The sequence below is a fragment of the Actinomycetospora sp. CA-101289 genome, from assembly GCF_050955895.1.
GTDB lineage: Bacteria > Actinomycetota > Actinomycetes > Mycobacteriales > Pseudonocardiaceae > Actinomycetospora.
Map to the genome: position 1 here is coordinate 843,056 of NZ_CP192093.1, position 16,248 is coordinate 859,303.

17 protein-coding genes are annotated in these 16,248 nt (G+C 76.4%); 10 read left to right on the forward strand and 7 right to left on the reverse strand.

Going from position 1 to position 16,248, the window contains the following annotated elements:
- The first annotated feature begins 17 nt into the window (after window positions 1–17).
- On the forward strand, window positions 18–902 hold the full coding sequence (locus ACQPX6_RS04205; RefSeq protein WP_433785661.1) for a DUF1206 domain-containing protein: 885 nt from the start codon (window positions 18–20) through the stop codon (window positions 900–902).
- Here the strand turns inward: ACQPX6_RS04205 and ACQPX6_RS04210 are convergent.
- Window positions 896–1,885 carry an acyl-CoA desaturase gene (locus tag ACQPX6_RS04210; protein ID WP_433785662.1) on the reverse strand — a complete coding sequence of 330 codons (990 nt, stop codon included), beginning with the start codon at window positions 1,883–1,885 and terminating at the stop codon, window positions 896–898. The two genes, ACQPX6_RS04205 and ACQPX6_RS04210, sit on opposite strands and share 7 nt — an antisense overlap.
- Before the next feature lie 191 nt (window positions 1,886–2,076).
- A complete protein-coding gene (locus ACQPX6_RS04215; protein WP_433785664.1) occupies window positions 2,077–2,961 on the reverse strand; it encodes a Rieske 2Fe-2S domain-containing protein in 885 nt (294 codons plus the stop codon).
- Between the two features lie 93 nt (window positions 2,962–3,054).
- Between ACQPX6_RS04215 and ACQPX6_RS04220 the strand changes: the two genes are divergently transcribed.
- Complete coding sequence (locus ACQPX6_RS04220; RefSeq protein WP_433785666.1) at window positions 3,055–3,339, forward strand: DUF6343 family protein; 285 nt, start codon at window positions 3,055–3,057, stop codon at window positions 3,337–3,339.
- Here ACQPX6_RS04220 and ACQPX6_RS04225 read toward each other — a convergent pair.
- Window positions 3,336–4,406, reverse strand: coding sequence for an esterase/lipase family protein (locus ACQPX6_RS04225; RefSeq protein ID WP_433785668.1), 1,071 nt, complete (start codon window positions 4,404–4,406; stop codon window positions 3,336–3,338). The genes ACQPX6_RS04220 and ACQPX6_RS04225 overlap by 4 nt on opposite strands.
- 64 nt (window positions 4,407–4,470) lie before the next feature.
- On the reverse strand, window positions 4,471–5,322 hold the full coding sequence (locus ACQPX6_RS04230) for an IclR family transcriptional regulator (RefSeq protein WP_433785669.1): 852 nt from the start codon (window positions 5,320–5,322) through the stop codon (window positions 4,471–4,473).
- Window positions 5,323–5,458: 136 nt separating this feature from the next.
- Here ACQPX6_RS04230 and pcaH point away from each other — a divergent pair, with 136 nt between their 5' ends.
- From pcaH to ACQPX6_RS04250, 4 genes are read left to right on the forward strand one after another with little or no spacing between them, the layout of a single operon-like run.
- Window positions 5,459–6,178, forward strand: a complete 720-nt coding sequence (pcaH, locus tag ACQPX6_RS04235; RefSeq protein ID WP_433788184.1) for a protocatechuate 3,4-dioxygenase subunit beta — start codon at window positions 5,459–5,461, stop codon at window positions 6,176–6,178.
- A complete protein-coding gene (pcaG, locus tag ACQPX6_RS04240) occupies window positions 6,178–6,792 on the forward strand; it encodes a protocatechuate 3,4-dioxygenase subunit alpha (protein ID WP_433785670.1) in 615 nt (204 codons plus the stop codon). Before pcaH ends, pcaG begins: the two co-directional genes overlap by 1 nt.
- Complete coding sequence (locus ACQPX6_RS04245) at window positions 6,789–7,979, forward strand: 4-hydroxybenzoate 3-monooxygenase (protein WP_433785672.1); 1,191 nt, start codon at window positions 6,789–6,791, stop codon at window positions 7,977–7,979. Before pcaG ends, ACQPX6_RS04245 begins: the two co-directional genes overlap by 4 nt.
- Before the next feature lie 49 nt (window positions 7,980–8,028).
- Complete coding sequence (locus ACQPX6_RS04250; protein WP_433785673.1) at window positions 8,029–9,444, forward strand: glycosyltransferase; 1,416 nt, start codon at window positions 8,029–8,031, stop codon at window positions 9,442–9,444.
- A 9-nt stretch (window positions 9,445–9,453) separates the two neighbouring features.
- On the opposite strand, the gene ACQPX6_RS04255 is transcribed toward ACQPX6_RS04250, so the two are convergent.
- Window positions 9,454–9,942 (reverse strand): Lrp/AsnC family transcriptional regulator, encoded by a 489-nt coding sequence (locus ACQPX6_RS04255; RefSeq protein ID WP_433785675.1) that lies wholly within the window; start codon window positions 9,940–9,942, stop codon window positions 9,454–9,456.
- A gap of 80 nt (window positions 9,943–10,022) precedes the next feature.
- Here ACQPX6_RS04255 and ACQPX6_RS04260 point away from each other — a divergent pair, with 80 nt between their 5' ends.
- On the forward strand, window positions 10,023–11,063 hold the full coding sequence (locus tag ACQPX6_RS04260; RefSeq protein WP_433785677.1) for an EamA family transporter: 1,041 nt from the start codon (window positions 10,023–10,025) through the stop codon (window positions 11,061–11,063).
- Window positions 11,064–11,382: 319 nt separating this feature from the next.
- On the opposite strand, the gene ACQPX6_RS04265 is transcribed toward ACQPX6_RS04260, so the two are convergent.
- Entirely contained in the window at window positions 11,383–12,669 is a 1,287-nt protein-coding gene (locus ACQPX6_RS04265) for a sensor histidine kinase (RefSeq protein ID WP_433785679.1), read from the reverse strand.
- A complete protein-coding gene (locus ACQPX6_RS04270; protein ID WP_433785681.1) occupies window positions 12,666–13,337 on the reverse strand; it encodes a response regulator transcription factor in 672 nt (223 codons plus the stop codon). Before ACQPX6_RS04270 ends, ACQPX6_RS04265 begins: the two co-directional genes overlap by 4 nt.
- Window positions 13,338–13,421: 84 nt before the next feature.
- Between ACQPX6_RS04270 and ACQPX6_RS04275 the strand changes: the two genes are divergently transcribed.
- Genes ACQPX6_RS04275 through ACQPX6_RS04285 form a run of 3 tightly spaced genes read left to right on the forward strand, consistent with a single transcriptional unit; the run spans window position 13,422 to window position 16,248 of the window.
- Window positions 13,422–14,435 carry a LolA family protein gene (locus ACQPX6_RS04275; protein WP_433785683.1) on the forward strand — a complete coding sequence of 338 codons (1,014 nt, stop codon included), beginning with the start codon at window positions 13,422–13,424 and terminating at the stop codon, window positions 14,433–14,435.
- Complete coding sequence (locus ACQPX6_RS04280) at window positions 14,432–15,388, forward strand: ABC transporter ATP-binding protein (RefSeq protein WP_433785684.1); 957 nt, start codon at window positions 14,432–14,434, stop codon at window positions 15,386–15,388. The genes ACQPX6_RS04275 and ACQPX6_RS04280 overlap by 4 nt, the downstream gene beginning before the upstream one ends.
- Window positions 15,385–16,248 (forward strand): ABC transporter permease subunit, encoded by an 864-nt coding sequence (locus ACQPX6_RS04285; protein WP_433785686.1) that lies wholly within the window; start codon window positions 15,385–15,387, stop codon window positions 16,246–16,248. The genes ACQPX6_RS04280 and ACQPX6_RS04285 overlap by 4 nt, the downstream gene beginning before the upstream one ends.

A 16,248-nucleotide genomic window follows, 5' to 3' on the forward strand; every position in this document is an offset into this window, starting at 1 on the left:
TCGGGCAGGCCGTACCGATGAGCACCTCGCACGGGGCAGAGGCCGTCGAGGCCGTCGAGGGCGCGGCCGGGCATGCCGCGCACGAGGCCGCCGACGCCACCCTGCACGGCGGCGGCGACGCCCCGAGCCGCCTGGTGGAGATCCTGGGGCGGGCGGGGCTGCTGGCCTACGGAGCGGTGCACCTGCTCATCGCCGGCCTCGGGCTGCGCCTGGCGCTCGGGTCCCGCCCCGCCGAGGTCGACCAGCAGGGCGCCGTCGCGGCGGTCGCGGCCGTCGGCGTGGGCGGGCTCCTGCTGCTGGTGCTGTTCGTGGCCGGGCTGGTGGCGTTCGCGGCGTGGCAGATCACCGCGGCCGTGGCGGGGTTCCGCTGGGTCTCCGGCGGCGAGCGCTTCCGCAAGCGGGTCGGCGCCACGGCCAAGGCGATCGCCGTGCTCGCCGTCGCGATCGCCGCGACGCGGACCGTCCTCGGCGCGCCGACGAACGGGCGCGCCGGCCCGCAGAAGCTGGTCGCCTGGCTCCTGGAACTACCCGGCGGCGCGCTGCTGGTGGGCGCGGTCGCCGTCACGGTGATGATCGTCGCCGGGACGATGGTCTACACCGGCCTGGCCCGCACCTTCATGGGCGACCTCGTCGACGAACCGCCGGAGTGGGCCCGCCGCGCCGCGGTGGTCCTCGGCGCCGCCGGCAACCTCGCCCGCGCCGTCGCGTTCGGCGCCGTCGGGGTGCTTTTCGCGATCGCGGCGCTGCGCGGCGACCCGAGCCGGGTCGGCGGGCTGGACGCCGCCCTGCGCGAGCTCGTCAGCCGCTGGCAGGGAGTCACCCCGCTCGTCGCCGTGTCGCTCGGGCTGGGCGCGTTCGGGATCTACTGCGTGCTCGACGCCCGGTACCGCCGCTCCTACTGAGCCGCGCGCGCCCCGAGCCGCTCGAGGCGCCGCGCCGTCGGCCACTTGACGTGCGAGGCCCAGCCCAGCTTCTCGAACAGCCAGATCGTCCGCGCCGAGATGTCGAGCTGAGCGCGGCCGACGCCGTGGCGCGCCGAGGTCGGGTCGGCGTGGTGCAGGTTGTGCCACGACTCGCCCATGCTCGGGATCGCGAGCAGCCAGACGTTGGTCGAGCGGTCGCGCGCACCCCAGGGGCGCTCGCCGACGAGGTGGCAGATCGAGTTCGTCGACCACGCCACGTGGTGGGTCATGCCGACGCGCACGAGGCTCGCCCAGAAGAACGCCGTGACCGCGCCCCACCACGACCACGTCACGAGCCCGCCGATCAGCGCCGGCGCGCCGAGGCTCAGCACCGTCAGCCCGGTGAACCAGCGGTGCACCGCGCGCATGTCCGGGTCGGCGAGGAGGTCGGGGGTGAAGCGCTGCTGGTTCGTCAGGGACCGGTCGAAGATCCAGCCCATGTGCGCGTGCCAGAAGCCGCGTACGAGGGCGGCCGGCGACGTGCCGAACGCCCAGGGGGAGTGCGGGTCGCCCTCCTTGTCGGCGAACGCGTGGTGGCGCCGGTGGTCGGCCACCCAGTGCCGGATCGGGCCCTGGACGGCCATGCTGCCGGCGACGCCCAGCGCGATCCGCAGCCCGCGGTTGGCCCGGAAGGCGCCGTGGGTGAAGTACCGGTGGAAACCGACCGTCACGCCGAGCATCGTCACGGCGTAGAACCCGGCCGTCAGGCCGACGTCGAGCCAGGTCAGGCCCCAGCCCCAGGCCAGCGGCACCGCGGCGATCAGCGCCACGAACGGCACGAAGGCGAAGAGGTAGACCATGACGTGCGGGGCGATGTGGCGCCGGTGGTCGGAGAGGTCGGCGCGCGGGTCGACGGTCGCGTCGGGAGCGTCGGGCGGCGGGGTGGAGAGGTCGGCGGGGGGCAGGGCCGAACCGGACGTCATGCGGAGGTGCTCCCGGGGGGCGGCGGGTCGGAGGCGACGGACACGTCGACCAGACGGCGGGTGCCGACGAAGGCCAGCCTTACACGAGCACGGTGGGGCTCGCCCTCCGGGCACGTCCTGCACGCGCGACCGCCGGGCGAGGTTCGCCCGACGGTCGCTGCGCGCTCACCCGGACGCCGTACCTGCCGGCCTCAGCTCGCCGGGACGCCCGGGTAGCCGGTGACGGCCAGCTCGAGGCGGCCCTCGCGCACGCGGGTGCGGAAGGTCGGCTGCGGCGCGGTGGCCGGGCCGTGCACCACGGAGCCGGAGTCGAGCCGGAAGACGCTGCCGTGCCACGGGCACACGACGCAGTCGCCGCGGCCGTCGCCGTCGACGATGCTGCCCTCGTGCAGCGGCGCCGAGGCGTGCGCGCAGCGGTCGGCCAGCGCGTGGATCGTCTCGCCGCGGCGCACGACGAGCACCCCGACGTCGCCGATGATCCGGCGCGTCGGCTCGCCCTCGGGCAGGTCGTCGGCGGAGCCGGCGTCGGTCCAGTCGCCGGGAGCGATGTGGGGGTAGCCCTCGGCGTGGTTGGCGCCCATGGCCTGGTGGTACGCCATGTGCCCGCCGAGGTTCGCGCCGACGACGCCGGCCGCCAGCGCCGCCCAGCCGATCAGCGCGCCGCGGGTGCTGCGCCCGCGCAGCCGCGCGGCCAGCGAGGCCACGTAGCCGGCGATCATGGCGCCGTTGGCCGCGGCGTGCACGATCCCGACGCGCTGCTGCTCCTCGTGGCCGTCGGCGTAGTCGGCCCAGCCGGCGGCCAGCGTGGGTGCCGCCGAGACGAGCCCGAGGGCGATGAGCACGGTGGCCGGGCGCCGGGTGCGGGGCACGACGTCGAGCACGCCGGCCGAGGTGAAGAAGCTCAGCGACGCCTGCGCCAGCACCGGGTGCAGCGGGTGGCCGAGCCACACCCCGTGCAGGGCGTCCTTGACGTCCTGGCGCTGCAGCACCTTGTGCACGAGGTCGCGCGCGGGCGCGGCGATCTTGTCGAGGGCGGGGTTGTTCGCGAGACGGTCGATGTCGTCGAACGGGCGCACGGGAGCCTCCGTGGTGTGGTGGTGACGGTGTTTGGCCCAACTCGGCGTCCGGGCAAACCCCGCCGACCACCACCGGTGAACGAAGGTGCCGCCGTGACGGCGAAGCCCCGCCGCACCCGCGAGGACTACGAGCGCGGGCTGCCCGACCACCACGACCCCACCGCAGGCTTCGGCGGAGCGGCCCCGACCTACAGCGCGCTCACCTTCCGGGCGGTGCTCGCGGCGTTCGGGCTGCTCGCCTCGATCGCGGGTGTCGTCGTCTTCCTCGTGGTGATCTGGCTGCCGTGGGCGTCGGTCGCCTTCGGCGTCGTCGCCCTGGTCTGCCTCGTCGACCTCGTGTGGGTCCTGTACCGCAAGGCCCGCGGCGAGCCGGGCTAGGGCTGCCGGGCCAGCACGTAGGGGGCGAGCGCCGGCTCGGTGAGGACGTGCGGGTAGGTCGCGACCTGGAACCCCGCGCCCGCGACGTAGGACGCGAGGTTCCCCGGGAAGGCCACGGGGTCGACGCCCTCCTGGAACGGCGCCAGGCACGCCGCGCGGTCGATGCGCCGCGTCGCGGCCGGACCGTCGTGGTCGAGCGCGTCGACGACCAGGGCGTACGCGACGGCGTCGAACGAGCCCATCGACAGGTGCTCGGCGACGTGGCCGGGGCAGACGTCGAAGGTCGAGATGTTCGCCCGCCGGCCCTCGCCGGTGGTCAGCCGCGAGCTCGGGGCCGGGCCGAGGTTGGGCACGACGACCTCATCGGTCGGGGTCCACAGCGAGGTGTAGTCGATGCCGGCGAAGGTCTCGGCGCGCGAGTTGAGCGCCGTGGTGAACGCCGAGAGCGTCTGCTGCTGCCAGAACGCCGGCGCGCAGCCCGCCGCCGCGCACACCGGGTAGGCGTCGAGCGTGCCGTGGTTGGACGGGTCGATGCCGACGACCTCGCCGACCTGCGCGCGGGTGTCGGGCCAGAACCGCAGCGCCCAGCGCCCGATCATCCCGCCCTGGCTGAAGCCGACGATCGCCAGGCGCTGCCCGCTGCGCCGGTGCACCGCCCGGATCGCGGCGACGACGTACTCGGCGGAGACCTGGATGTCGCTCATCGCGTGGTTCGGCAGCGTCAGTGCGCAGTACGGGCGGTCGTCGGTGGCGAACGCGCGCTCGTAGTTCCAGGAGAAGTTCTCCTCGGCGGTCAGCGTCGTACCCGGGATCAGCAGCACCGGGGGGCGGGACGCGTCGTCGACGTCGGCGGTGCAGTCGAGTGCCTCGGCCAGCGCGCCGTCGCCCACCTGCAGCGCGGGCCCGGCGCGGTCGAGCGGGGCGTACTCGCGCGCGGGCTGCGGGACCGGCAGCGGGAGCTGGGGCACGGGCGCGGCGGCCGCGGGTGCCGCTGACACCACCACCGCCAGCGCCACCCCGAGGGCGACACACCACGCGCGGGCCCTGCTCGTCCGACCGCGCGCCATCGCGGACCTCCCATCGCGAGCCGGGTCACCGGCCCGCCGACACAACGACGGCGCGTGGGGCCGGTCACGCCCCCTGCTCGGCCTCGGCCGGGGGCTCGGCGCCGGGGGGCGCGGTGACGACACCGAGCGGGCGGCGGCGCGCGGCGGGCGAGCCCAGCGCGCGGGAGATGCCGCGGGCGGCCGCGCGCACCGCGGGCACGATCGCGCGCGGCTCGGCGCCCGCGCTGGGCACGACCACCGACAGCGACGCGACGACCCGGTCGTCCTCGCCGCGCACCGGGGCCGCGACCGACATCGAGAGCAGGTCGACCATCCCGTCGCACACCGCCACGCCCTCCCGGCGGACCGCGGCGAGCGTGCGGCGCAGGACGTGCGGGTCGGTGATCGTGCGCGGGGTCAGCGCCGGCAGCGGCCCGGCGAGGACCTCCTCCTGCACCGCCGCCGGCGCGTACGCGAGCAGCACCTGCCCGACGCCGGTGGCGTGCAGCGGCATCCGCCCGCCGACCCGGGTGAACACGCGCACCGCCTCGGGGTGGGCGAGCCGCTCGACGTAGACCACCTCGTGCCCGTCGCGCACCCCGAGCTGCACGTTCTGCCGCGTCGCCTCGTAGAGGTCCTCGAGGTAGGGCATGGCGCGTTCCCGCAGGCCCAGGCTGCGCGGCGCCAGCGCGCCGACCTCCCAGAGCCGCAGGCCGACGCGGTAGCGCCCGTCCTCGCCACGCTCCAGCGCGCCCCACGCGGCCAGCTCGCCGACGAGCCGGTGCGCGGTCGAGAGCGGCAGCCCGGCGGCCCGGGCGATGCCGGAGAGCGTCAGCGCCTCGGCGCCCGGCCCGAACGCGGAGAGGATGCCGAGGACGCGCGCGGTCACCGACGGACCCGCGCCCGACCCGCCCTGGTCGTCGTCCCGACGGCTCACCCCGTGCTCCTTCCGGTGGCCGGAAGCGCGATTCTGCCACGGCGCGGCGGCACGGCACGCTGGCGCGGTGACCACCACCGACGGCGTCCCCGCCCCGGGCCCGCGCACCGCGACGCAGCGGGAGGTCTCGGCCGAGATCGTGACCGCCGCGGGCACCGCGCCGCGCTCCGACGGCCACCCCGACCGTGCCTACCTCCCGTACCGCAGCACCGCCCTGCGCGCCCCGCAGCGCCCGCTGGTGGTCTCGCCGCCGAGCCTCACCGAGCTCGCTGCGCCGGTGTTCGGCGTCGCGGACGTGACCCCGGTCGAGGCCGACCTGACCCGGCACCACACGGGCGAGCCGCTCGGGGAGCGGATCATCGTCACCGGCCGGGTGATCGACGGGGACGGGCGCCCGGTGCGGAACCAGCTCGTGGAGATTTGGCAGGCCAACGCGTCGGGGCGCTACCGCCACGAGGGCGACCAGCACCCGGCCCCGCTCGACCCGAACTTCACCGGTGGCGGGCGCGCGCTGACCGACGAGGACGGCACCTACCGCTTCGTGACGATCAAGCCGGGCGCCTACCCGTGGCGCAACCACACCAACGCCTGGCGGCCGGCACACATCCACTTCTCGCTGTTCGGCACGGCGTTCACGCAGCGCCTCGTGACGCAGATGTACTTCCCGGGCGACCCGCTGTTCGGCCTCGACCCGATCTTCCAGTCGGTCACCGACGAGAAGGCCCAGCAGCGGCTGGTCGCCGCGTACGACCACGACGTCACCCAGCCCGAGTGGGCGCTGGGCTACCGCTGGGACATCGTCCTGGACGGGGCCCACGCGACGCCGCCCGACCCTGACCAGGGAGACGGAGCCTGATGCTCGACCTCACGCCCTCCCAGACGGTCGGGCCGTTCTTCGCCTTCGGGCTGCCTTTCGACGGCGGCGGGGACGTCGTCCCCGTCGGGACGCCCGGCGCGATCACGCTGCACGGCACCGTGCGCGACGGGGCCGGCGCGGCCGTGCCCGACGCGCTGCTGGAGTTCTGGCAGGCGGGCCCCGACGGCCGCGTGCCGGTGCGCCCGGGCTCGCTGCGCCGCGACGGCCGCTCGTTCACCGGCTTCGCGCGGGTGGCCACCGACCGCGCCGGCGACTACCGCCTGCGCACCCTGCGCCCGGCGGCCCCGAGCGACGCCGTGAACGCCCCGCACCTCGCGGTGACGGTGTTCGCGCGCGGGCTGCTGCACCACCTCTTCACCCGCGTCTACTTCCCCAACCACGTGCAGGCGAACGCCGACGACCCGCTGCTCGCCGCCCTCGACGAGGAGCGCCGGGCGACGCTGATGGCCGTCCCCGACGGCGGCGTCACCGGCCCCGGCTACCGCTTCGACGTCCGCATGCAGGGCCCGGGCGAGACGGTGTTCCTCGACCTCTCCGCCCACGGGCTCGCCCAGCCGCCCGCCGAGACCGTCGAGACCCCGGAGACGTCGTGATCCCCGACCGCACCCAGGTCGCGATCGTCGGCGGCGGGCCCGCGGGGCTGATGCTGGCGCACCTGCTGCGGCTGCGCGGCGTCGACTCGGTGGTGCTCGAGGCCCGCCCGCGCGAGCGCGTCGAGACCCGCCAGCGCGCCGGCATCCTCGAGCACGGCACCGTCGACGCGCTGCGCGAGGTGGGCGCCGACGCGCGCATGGACGAGCTCGGGCTGCCCCATGACGGCTTCGAGCTGCGCTTCGAGGGGCGCAGCGTGCGCGTCGACATGCAGGAGCTCACCGGGCACCGCGTGATGATCTGGGCGCAGACCGAGGTGACCAAGGACCTCATCGCGCTGCGCCTGGAGCAGGACGAGCCGCTGCTTTTCGACGCCGAGGTGCTGGCCGTCGAGGACGTCGAGACGGACGCCCCGAGCGTCCGGTACCGCCACGACGGCGCCGAGCACGTGTTGCGCGCCGACGTCGTCGTGGGCGCCGACGGGTCGTACGGGCCGGCGCGCCGCGCGATCCCCGAGCACCTGGTGCGCCGCTTCGAGCGCATCTACCCGTACTCGTGGCTGGGGATCCTCGCCGACGTCGCGCCGTCGTCCCACGAGCTGATCTACGCCCGCGGGCGCGAGGGGTTCGCGCTGGCGTCGATGCGCTCGCCGAGCGTCACCCGCGCCTACATCCAGGTGCCGAACGGCACCGACGCGCAGACCTGGGCCGACGAGGCGATCTGGGACCAGCTCTCCGCGCGGTTCGCGCTCGACGACGGGTCGTTCACCTTGGAGCGGGGGCCGATCACTGACAAGTCGGTGACCCCGATGCGCAGCGTCGTCACCGAGCCGATGCGCCACGGGCGGCTGTTCCTCGCCGGCGACGCGGCGCACATCGTGCCGCCGACCGGGGCCAAGGGCCTCAACCTCGCCGTCGCCGACGTGCGCGTGCTGGCCGAGGCGTTGGGCGAGTGGTTCGCCGCGAAGGACGAGACGCTCATCGACGCCTACTCCGACACGGTGCTGCGCCGCGTCTGGAGGGCCGCGCACTTCTCCTGGACGATGACCACGATGCTGCACGTCGACCCCGACGGCGACCCGTTCGACGAGCGCCTCGCCCTGGCCCACCTGCGCCACCTCGAGACCTCGGAGCCCGCCCGGCGGGCGCTCGCCGAGAACTACCGGGGGCTCGCCCTGGGGGCGGTGTAGCGAGGCCTAGGGTCTGCTCGACGAGCGAGCGACCCCGGGGGAGCACCGCATGGGCGACCGGCTGATCTTCCAGCTGGGCACCAACAACTGGCAGCGCGACGGCGAGTTCGCGCCGGGCTCGGGGATCCTCCACGAGGCGCACCACCGCGCCTACAACGAGCTGCCCGGAGTGCGCTGCTACTCGATGTACCCGTCGCGGGTGCAGCGCTCGCGGCCGGGCGAGGACGACGTCCGGGTGTTCGCGCTCGACCACGACATCCCGATCTGCGAGTCGATCTCCCCGGTCTCGAGCTACCGCTGGCACGCGATGCCGCCCGACGAGGTCGCGGCCTACCGGGAGCGCCTGACCGCCGAGGCCACCGCGTTCATCGACGACGTCGAGGCCACAACCGGCGACGAGTTCAGCCTGGCGATTGCCCACCACGCGTTCATGAACGCCGTCGTGATGCGGGACGTGGTGCGGGCGCGCGTGGCGGCCGGCCGGCCGCGGATGCCGCTGCTCGACTTCGCCCACGGCACCGAGCTCAAGATGTACGTCCACGAGCAGCGCGGCGACGACCCCGAGCACTTCCCGCTCCGGTTCCTGCCGTTCATGGAGCAGGAGAAGATCTTCGACCCCGGTCCGGAGCGCGGCGTCGACGTCGTCGCCTCGATCTCCTCGGAGCAGATCGAGGCGTTCTCCTCGGTGTTCGCCGACTTCCCGCGCGAGCGGATCGTGCTCTCGCACAACGGTTACAACCAGCAGGTCTTCTTCCCCGCGCCCGAGCTCTACGACGACCGTGCGCGGGTGCTCGGCGAGTTCACGACCCAGCCGCCGCCGGGCGGGGACCGGTCGCAGCCGTCCGCGTCCCGCGCGCCAGCTCCGCTGCGCTCCGTGTCGCCCCAGCCGGTGGCGCCCGAGGGCGGGTTCGACGCCGTCGTCGCGTTCGTCGGCAAGTTCGCCGACTGGAAGCGCCTCGACGCGCTGCTGCGCGCCGCCGCGTCCTACGAGCGCGACGAGCGCCGCATCCTCACCGTCGTCGCCGGCTCCGGGCCCGTCGAGGAGCAGGTGCGGATGCACGAGCTCGCCGCCGAGCTGGGCCTCGAGCGGACCTACTTCGTCGGGCCCCGCCAGCAGGAGGAGCTCGCGACGATCTTCGCCTGCGCCGACGTCGGGGTCTTCCCGTCGTGGCGCGAGCCGTTCGGCCTGGTGTTCCTCGAGTGCATGGCCTGCGGGACGCCGGTGATCGGCGCCGACTCCGGCGGCCCGCGCGACTTCGTCACCGACGAGGTCGGCACGCTCGTGCCCGAGACCGACGACCGCCAGGAGCTGGCCGACTCGCTGGCCGCGACCGTGCTCCGGTCGCTGGACGAGGGCTGGAAGCAGGCGAAGGGCCCAGAGGCCGCCCGCTACGCCCACGACCGGTTCAGCGTCGTCACCCAGGTGTCGGGCCTGCTCAGCGAGGTCGACCGGATCACCGGCTGAGTCCGGCCGTCAGACCCGTGTGACCCGGTCGACCAGCGCCGACGTCGCCACCATCGTCGTGAACCGCGCGACGCCCGGGACCCGCGCCAGCGTGCGCCGCAGCAGCACGTCGAGGGCCTCGACGTCGGCGACGTCGACACGCACGAGGTAGTCGACGTCGCCGGTGACGTGGTGGCAGCTCACCAGTCCGTCGAGGTCGACGATGTGGCGCTCGAACCGCCCGACGGTGTTGGCGGTGTGGTCGACGAGCGTCACCGACAGGTGCACGACCAGCCCGCGGCCGACCGCGTCGGGGTCGAGGACCGCGCGGTAGCCACGCACCACCTGCTCGCTCTCCAGGCGCCGCAGCCGCCGCTGCGCCGACGACGGGGAGATCGACACGGCCTCGGCGAGGTCGGCCAGGCTCTCCCGGCCGTGGTCGGCGAGGTGGTCGAGGATGCGGCGATCGACCCGGTCCAGGGCCGGCTGGGCGAATCGTGCGCGCTTCGGGGCGGTCACGACGCCATCATGCGCTTGAACTGCCCGGTTGCGCCGAGATCGCCCGACATCACCCGCACCCGCGCGCGCAGGGTGGAGGCATGAGCAGGAGGACGGCGCTGGGCGCGATGGTGATCGCCGGCGCGGGGTGGGGAGCGGTGTTCGCGGCGCCGGAGCTGGCGCCGCTCGCGCCCGCCCTGCTGCTGGCCATGGGGAGGTTCGTGGCCTTCGGGGCGGTGTCGCTGCCCCAGGTGCGCGCGGTGCTGCGCGCCGACGTGCCGTGGGGCCGCGTCGTGGCCCACGCGCTGACCGGCTCGTTGCTCTACTACGCCCTCGTCGCCCTGGCCGTGCGTCTCGCCGGCCCGACCCTCGCCGTCGCGACCATCGGGCTGGTCCCCGTGGTGATGGCGCTGGTGTCCGCCCGCCGGCGGGGGCGCGCGGGCCTGCTCGCCCTCGCGCCGGCGCTCGCGCTGGTGGCCGTGGGCCAGGTACTGGTGCACACCAGCCCGACGCCCGGGCCCGGCGGGTGGTCCGCGGTGATCGGGACGGCGCTGGCGCTCGTGGCCGTGGTGTCGTGGAGCTGGTACGGCCTCGACTCGCACCGCCTGCTCGCCGCGCGCCCCGACCTCGGCCCCGTGCTCGCGGGCGCCCAGGGCCTCGCGGCCGGCGTGCTCGCGCTGCCGCTGGCGATATGGCTGCTGGCCGTGGACGGCGTGCCCGCCGAGCCCGTGCGCGCCCTGCTCGTGGTGCTCTTCCTCGGCCTCGTGTCGTCGTGGCTGGCGGTGCGCCTGTGGCACGCGGCGGCCGCCCGGCTCTCGCCCGTGCTGGTCAGCCAGCTCATGGCGCTGGAGACCGCGTGGGGCTTCGTGTTCGCCGCGCTGCTCGCGGGCGCCGTGCCCGGCCCGCTGGCGCTGGCGGGCGAGGCGGCGCTGGTGGCCGGGGTCGCGCTGGCCGTGGTCACCGACGCCCACCGCGAGCGGCGGGAGCACGCCCACGGCGGCGCTCACACCGGCCCCGGCTCGTCGGTGAGCACGGCCCGGGCCACCCGCAGCGCCGCGTCGCGCACCCGTGACGAGCGCGGGTCCTCGGCCGAGGTGTGCGCGACGGCCTCGAGCAGCGCGCACACCTCGAACCCCGCGTAGTCGCCGGCGAGGCCCGCGTAGCGGCCGACCGCCACGCGGCGCCGCAGCACGGCGGCGGCGCGGTCGATGGTCTCGGCGTCGAGGCGCGCGCGGGCGCGGCGGTGGTCGATCGTGGACACGAGGGCTCCCCTCGGGCAGGCGCGGACAGGCGGATCCGGCGGGCGCCGCGGGGGAAGCGCGACGCCGACCATCCTGCCCGCGACCCCCGACAACCGCGCCCACCTCAGCCCGCGCGACGCGCGAGGTGGTTGCAGCGAAGGCGTCCCTGGCTGCGCGGGACGCAGTCGAGGCGTCCTTCGCTGCGACGCCTCGGGACTCCTCAGCCCGCGGGCCACCGCACGACGAGCCGGGTCCCGCCGTCCGGCGAGGTCGTGGCGCGCGTCGTGCCCCCGCGCCCCGCCACGAGGCGCGCCACCAGCGCCAGGCCCAGCCCGCTGCCCGCGCCGGCGTCGGGGCGCAGGCGGGTGAAGCGGTCGAAGACCCGCTCGCGCTCCGCCGGCGGGATGCCCGGGCCGTCGTCGTCGACGAGCAGGCGCACCCACCGCCCGGCGGGCACCACCGCCACGTGCACCACCGTCGCCGCGTGGCGCCGGGCGTTGGCGAGCACGTTGTCCAGCACGATCCCGACCTCGCCCGGCGTCGCCGCGACGGTCACGGGGCTCGGCGCCCACAGGGTCACCGCGACCGTGGGCTCCTCGGGAAGCCGCGCCAGCGCCTCGCCGACCGCGTCGACGAGGTCCACCGGCCGGGCCGGCACCCGGTCGCCCGCGTCGGCCCGCGCCAGCGCCAGCAGGTCGCCGACCAGCCCCGACAGCCGCTCGGCCTCCCGCGCCACCGCGTCCCACGAGGGCGCCTGGTCGGGGTGCGCGACGGCGACGTCGGCCTGGGCGCGCAGGGCGGTGATGGGGGAGCGCAGCTCGTGCGCGGCCTCGTCGGTGAAGCGCTCGAGGCGGGCGACGGCATCGTCCCGGCGCGCCAGCAGCGCGTTGATCTCGGCGGCGAGGGCGGCGAGCTCGTCGCGCGCCGGCGGCACCGGCAGGCGCTCGCCCGGCGGGAGCGACGCCGCCGCGGCCCGCATCCGGTCGACCGGGCGCAGCGCCACCCGCGTCGCCACCCCCGTCGCGAGGCCCACCCCGAGCGCCCCCAGCAGCGCGGCCACCACCAGCGCGCGGGCCGCGTCGGCGAGCAGGGCCGCCGCCCCGACGAGGTCCCGAGACGCCAGGACCAGGCGCGGCGACCCGTCCGGCGCCGGGACCGGCACGGCGACCCAGCGCTGGGGACCGAGCGGACCCGCGACCGTCACCGGCTGCCCCGCGGCCAAGTCGCTCGTCGCCTCCGCGTCGACGGGGCGCGGGCCGCGGCCGTCGACGGGCTCGCCCGCGAGGTCGATCACCCGCACCCCGACCGGCACGGCGGTCCCGCCCGCCACCGCGCCCGCGGCCGCCGCGGCCCGCTCGGTGAGCGCCTCGTCGCCACTCCCGATCACCGCCGCGTACAGCAGCCCACCGGCCACCCGCCCGACCACGAGCAGGGCGACCAGGGCGACGACCCCGACGACGAGGCTGATCCGCGTCCGCAGGGGGCGCCGCGCCCACCAGCGCTTCACCCAGGGCCCAGCCGGTAGCCGCGCCCGCGCTCGGTGCGCACGAGGTCCCCGGCGCCGACCGCGGCAAGCTTGCGCCGCAGGTAGCCGACGTAGACCTCGACGACGTTGCGGCTCGCCGATCCGCCGCCGCCCCACACCGCGGTGAGCAGGTCGTCGCGCGTCAGCACCGCTCCGGGCCGCACCGCCAGCGTGTGCAGCACCGCGAACTCGCGCGCGGACAGCTCGACCGGGCGCCCGTCCCACGTCACCGACCGCGTCGCCGGGTCGAGGCTCAGCGCGCCGTGCACGACCCGCGCCGCGGCCGGGCCGGAGCGCCGCAGCAGCGCGCGCAGCTGGGCGACGAGCACGACGAACGAGAACGGCTTGACCAGGTACCCGTCGGCGCCGAGGTCGAGCCCGTCGGCCTGGTCGACCTCGCCGTCCTTGGCCGAGAGCAGCAGCACCGGGGTCGCGACGCCCTCGGCGCGCAGGGCCTCGAGCACCCGGTAACCCGAGAGCCCGGGCAGCAGGATGTCGAGGACCACGACGTCGTACCCGCCCGTCGCGGCCTCCCGGAGCCCGGCGTGGCCGTCGGCGACGGCGAGGACGTCCATGCCCTCGGCGGTCAGCCCGCGGCTCAGGGCGTCGCGCACCCCGGGCTCGTCGTCGACCACCAGAACCCGGGGCACGCCCTCGACGGTAGGGCTTGCCGACACCCCCAGCGCGCCCCCGACGCTGAGACCGTCTCAGGCGTCGGGGGCGACGATGGACCCATGGGACGCAGGAGCTGGGTCGGGGCAGGGCTGGGGGCGGCGCTCGCGGGTGCCGTCGGCGTGGGGCTCCTGGTCGCCCCGGCGGGCGCCGCCGCGGCGCCGGTGCTGCCGCCGGTGAGCCCGGAGGACCTCGTGTCCTCGGTGATCGCCGCCGACGCGCCGCCGCTGGCCGGCGAGGTCGAGGTCGACAACGCCCTCGGCCTGCCCGCCGTCCCCGGGGTCCCGCAGCTCGCGAACGGCACCTCCGCCGTCCGCGTCTGGTCCGGCGGCGACGGTCGCGGCCGTGTCGCGCTCCCGTCGGCCGACGGCGAGCGGACGCTGGTCTCCGACGGCACCACGCGCTGGTCCTACGACTCCCGCGAGCGCACCGCGACCCGCGCCCCGGCCGAGTCCCAGGACCGCCCCGACGCCCAGGACCCGACCACCGCCGCGACGCAGGCCGTCGCCACCCTGCGGCAGTCGAGCACCGTGGCCGTCGACGGCACCGCCGAGGTCGCCGGACGCGCTGCGTACCAGCTGGTGCTGACCCCGCTGCCGACCGAGCGCACGCTGCTGCGCGAGGTCCGCGTGGCCGTCGACGCCGAGACGCGCCTGCCGCTGCAGCTCACCGTGCTCGCGCAGGGCTCCGGCGAGCCGGCCCTGCAGGTCGGCTTCTCCGAGATCGCCTACGGCCCGCAGGACCCGGCGCTGTTCACGTTCACCCCGCCGCCCGGCACGACCGTGCAGGACGCGCCGGCCCGCGACGGGGTGCACCCTGACGGCGACCGGCCGGGCACCACCGTCGGCGACGGCTGGGACCGGGTCGTGGTCGGCCAGGTCCCCGCTCCCGAGCAGGGACAGGCACGGCCCGAGGGCGCGCCGGACCTGTCGGCGCTGGGCACGCCGGTCAGCGGCCCGTGGGGCACCGGGCGCGTCATCACCACCGCGGTCGCCACCATCATCGTCACCGACGACGGCCGGTTCGCCGCGGGTGCGGTGCCGCAGCAGGTGCTCACCGAGGCCCTGACCCGGTGACGGCGGCGACCCGGGCACCGGAGACGGCGAGCACCCCCGAGACCGGCGCGGTCGCCGCGCGGGTCCGGGGGCTGCGCAAGACGTTCGGGTCCACGGTGGCGATCGACGACGTCGACCTCGACGTCCCCGCCGGCGCCGTGCTCGGGATGCTCGGACCCAACGGGTCGGGCAAGACCACGCTCATCCGCATGCTGCTCGGGCTCACCCGCCCCACCGCGGGCACGGTGGAGCTGCTCGGGCACGCCGGGGACGACCTGCCCGCGGCGCTGCCGGACGTCGGGGCGCTCGTCGAGGGCCCCGGCTTCCACCCCTTCCTGTCCGGGCGCGACAACCTGCTGCGCGCCGCCGCCACCGAGCCGCGCCTCGACGGCGACCTGCGCGCGCCGGTCGACGCGGCGCTGGAGCGGGTGGGCCTCGCCGAAGCCGCGCGCCGGCGCTACCGGGGCTACTCGCTGGGCATGAAGCAGCGCCTCGGTCTCGCCGCCGCGCTGCTCGTCCCGCGCCGCCTCGTCGTGCTCGACGAGCCGACCAACGGCCTCGATCCCGCCGGCACCCGCGACGTGCGCCGGGTCGTCGCCGAGCTGCACGACGCCGGCGCGACCGTGCTGCTCTCGTCGCACCTGCTCGCCGAGGTCGAGGCGGTGTGCAGCCACGTCGCGGTCCTGCAGACCGGGACCCTGCTCGTCGCCGGCGAGCTGACCGCCCTGCTCGACGCCGACGCCGGCGGCCTGGTCGTCAGCACGCCCGACGCCGACGACGCGATCCTCGCCCTGCGCGCGGCCGGCGCGCCCGCCTACCGCGCCGAGGGCGGCGTGGCGGTGCCGCCCGGCCCGCTCGAGGCGCCGGAGGTCGTCGCCGCGCTCGTCGGGGCCGGGGTCGCCGTGTGGGAGGTCCACCGCCGGCGTGCCCACCTCGAGGAGCTCTTCGCCCGCCTGACCGAGGAGGACGCGTGACAGCGGTCGAGACAGGGCCCACCCCGGCGCGCACCACCGCCCCGCTCGGGCGCCTCGCCGCCGCCGAGGTCCGGTGGGTCCTGCGCCGCCCGCGCACCCTGGTGCTGCTCGGGCTGCTGGCGCTGGTGCCGGTCGCGCTGGGCGTCGGCATCGCGCTCACCGGCGGCCCGGGTGGCGGCGACGGCGACGGGCCCGGGCTGGTGGCCCAGGTGGCCGGCAACGGGCTGGTCCTGCCGATCGCCGCCCTCGGGCTCGCGCTGGCCCTGCTGCTGCCGCTGACCGTGGCCACCGCCTCCGCCGACGCGATCGCCGGCGAGGCCGCTCACGGCACCCTGCGCGGGCTGCTCCTCGCGCCGGTCGGGCGGACGCGGCTGGTGGTGATGAAGGCGGCCGGGGTGGTGACCGTCGCCGTGCTCGCGGTGCTCGTCGTCGCCGTCGTCGGCGTGCTCACCGGCCTGGTGGTCGTCGGCGGCCCCGGCGGCACGATGATCACCCTGTCCGGCACGACGCTCGGGCTCGGCGAGGCGCTCGGGCGCGTCGCGCTCGTCGCCGGCTGGACCGTCGTCCAGCTCCTGGCCGTCGCCGCGGTCGCCCTCGCGGTCTCGGCGTTCACCGAGCACCCGCTGGTGGTGCTGGCGTCCGTGCTCGGCGGGCTGATCGTGTTCGGCGTGCTCGCGGCGATCCCGTCGCTGGAGTGGCTCCAGCCGCTGCTGCTGACCTCGGGCTGGGGTGCGGGCACCGACGCCCTGCGCGACCCGCTGCCGCTGGGTGACCTGGCCTCGAGCTCGCTGCGCGCGTTGGTCTACGTCGTCCTCGGCGCCGCGGTGACCGTGGCGCGGATGCGGCGCCGGGACGGGTAG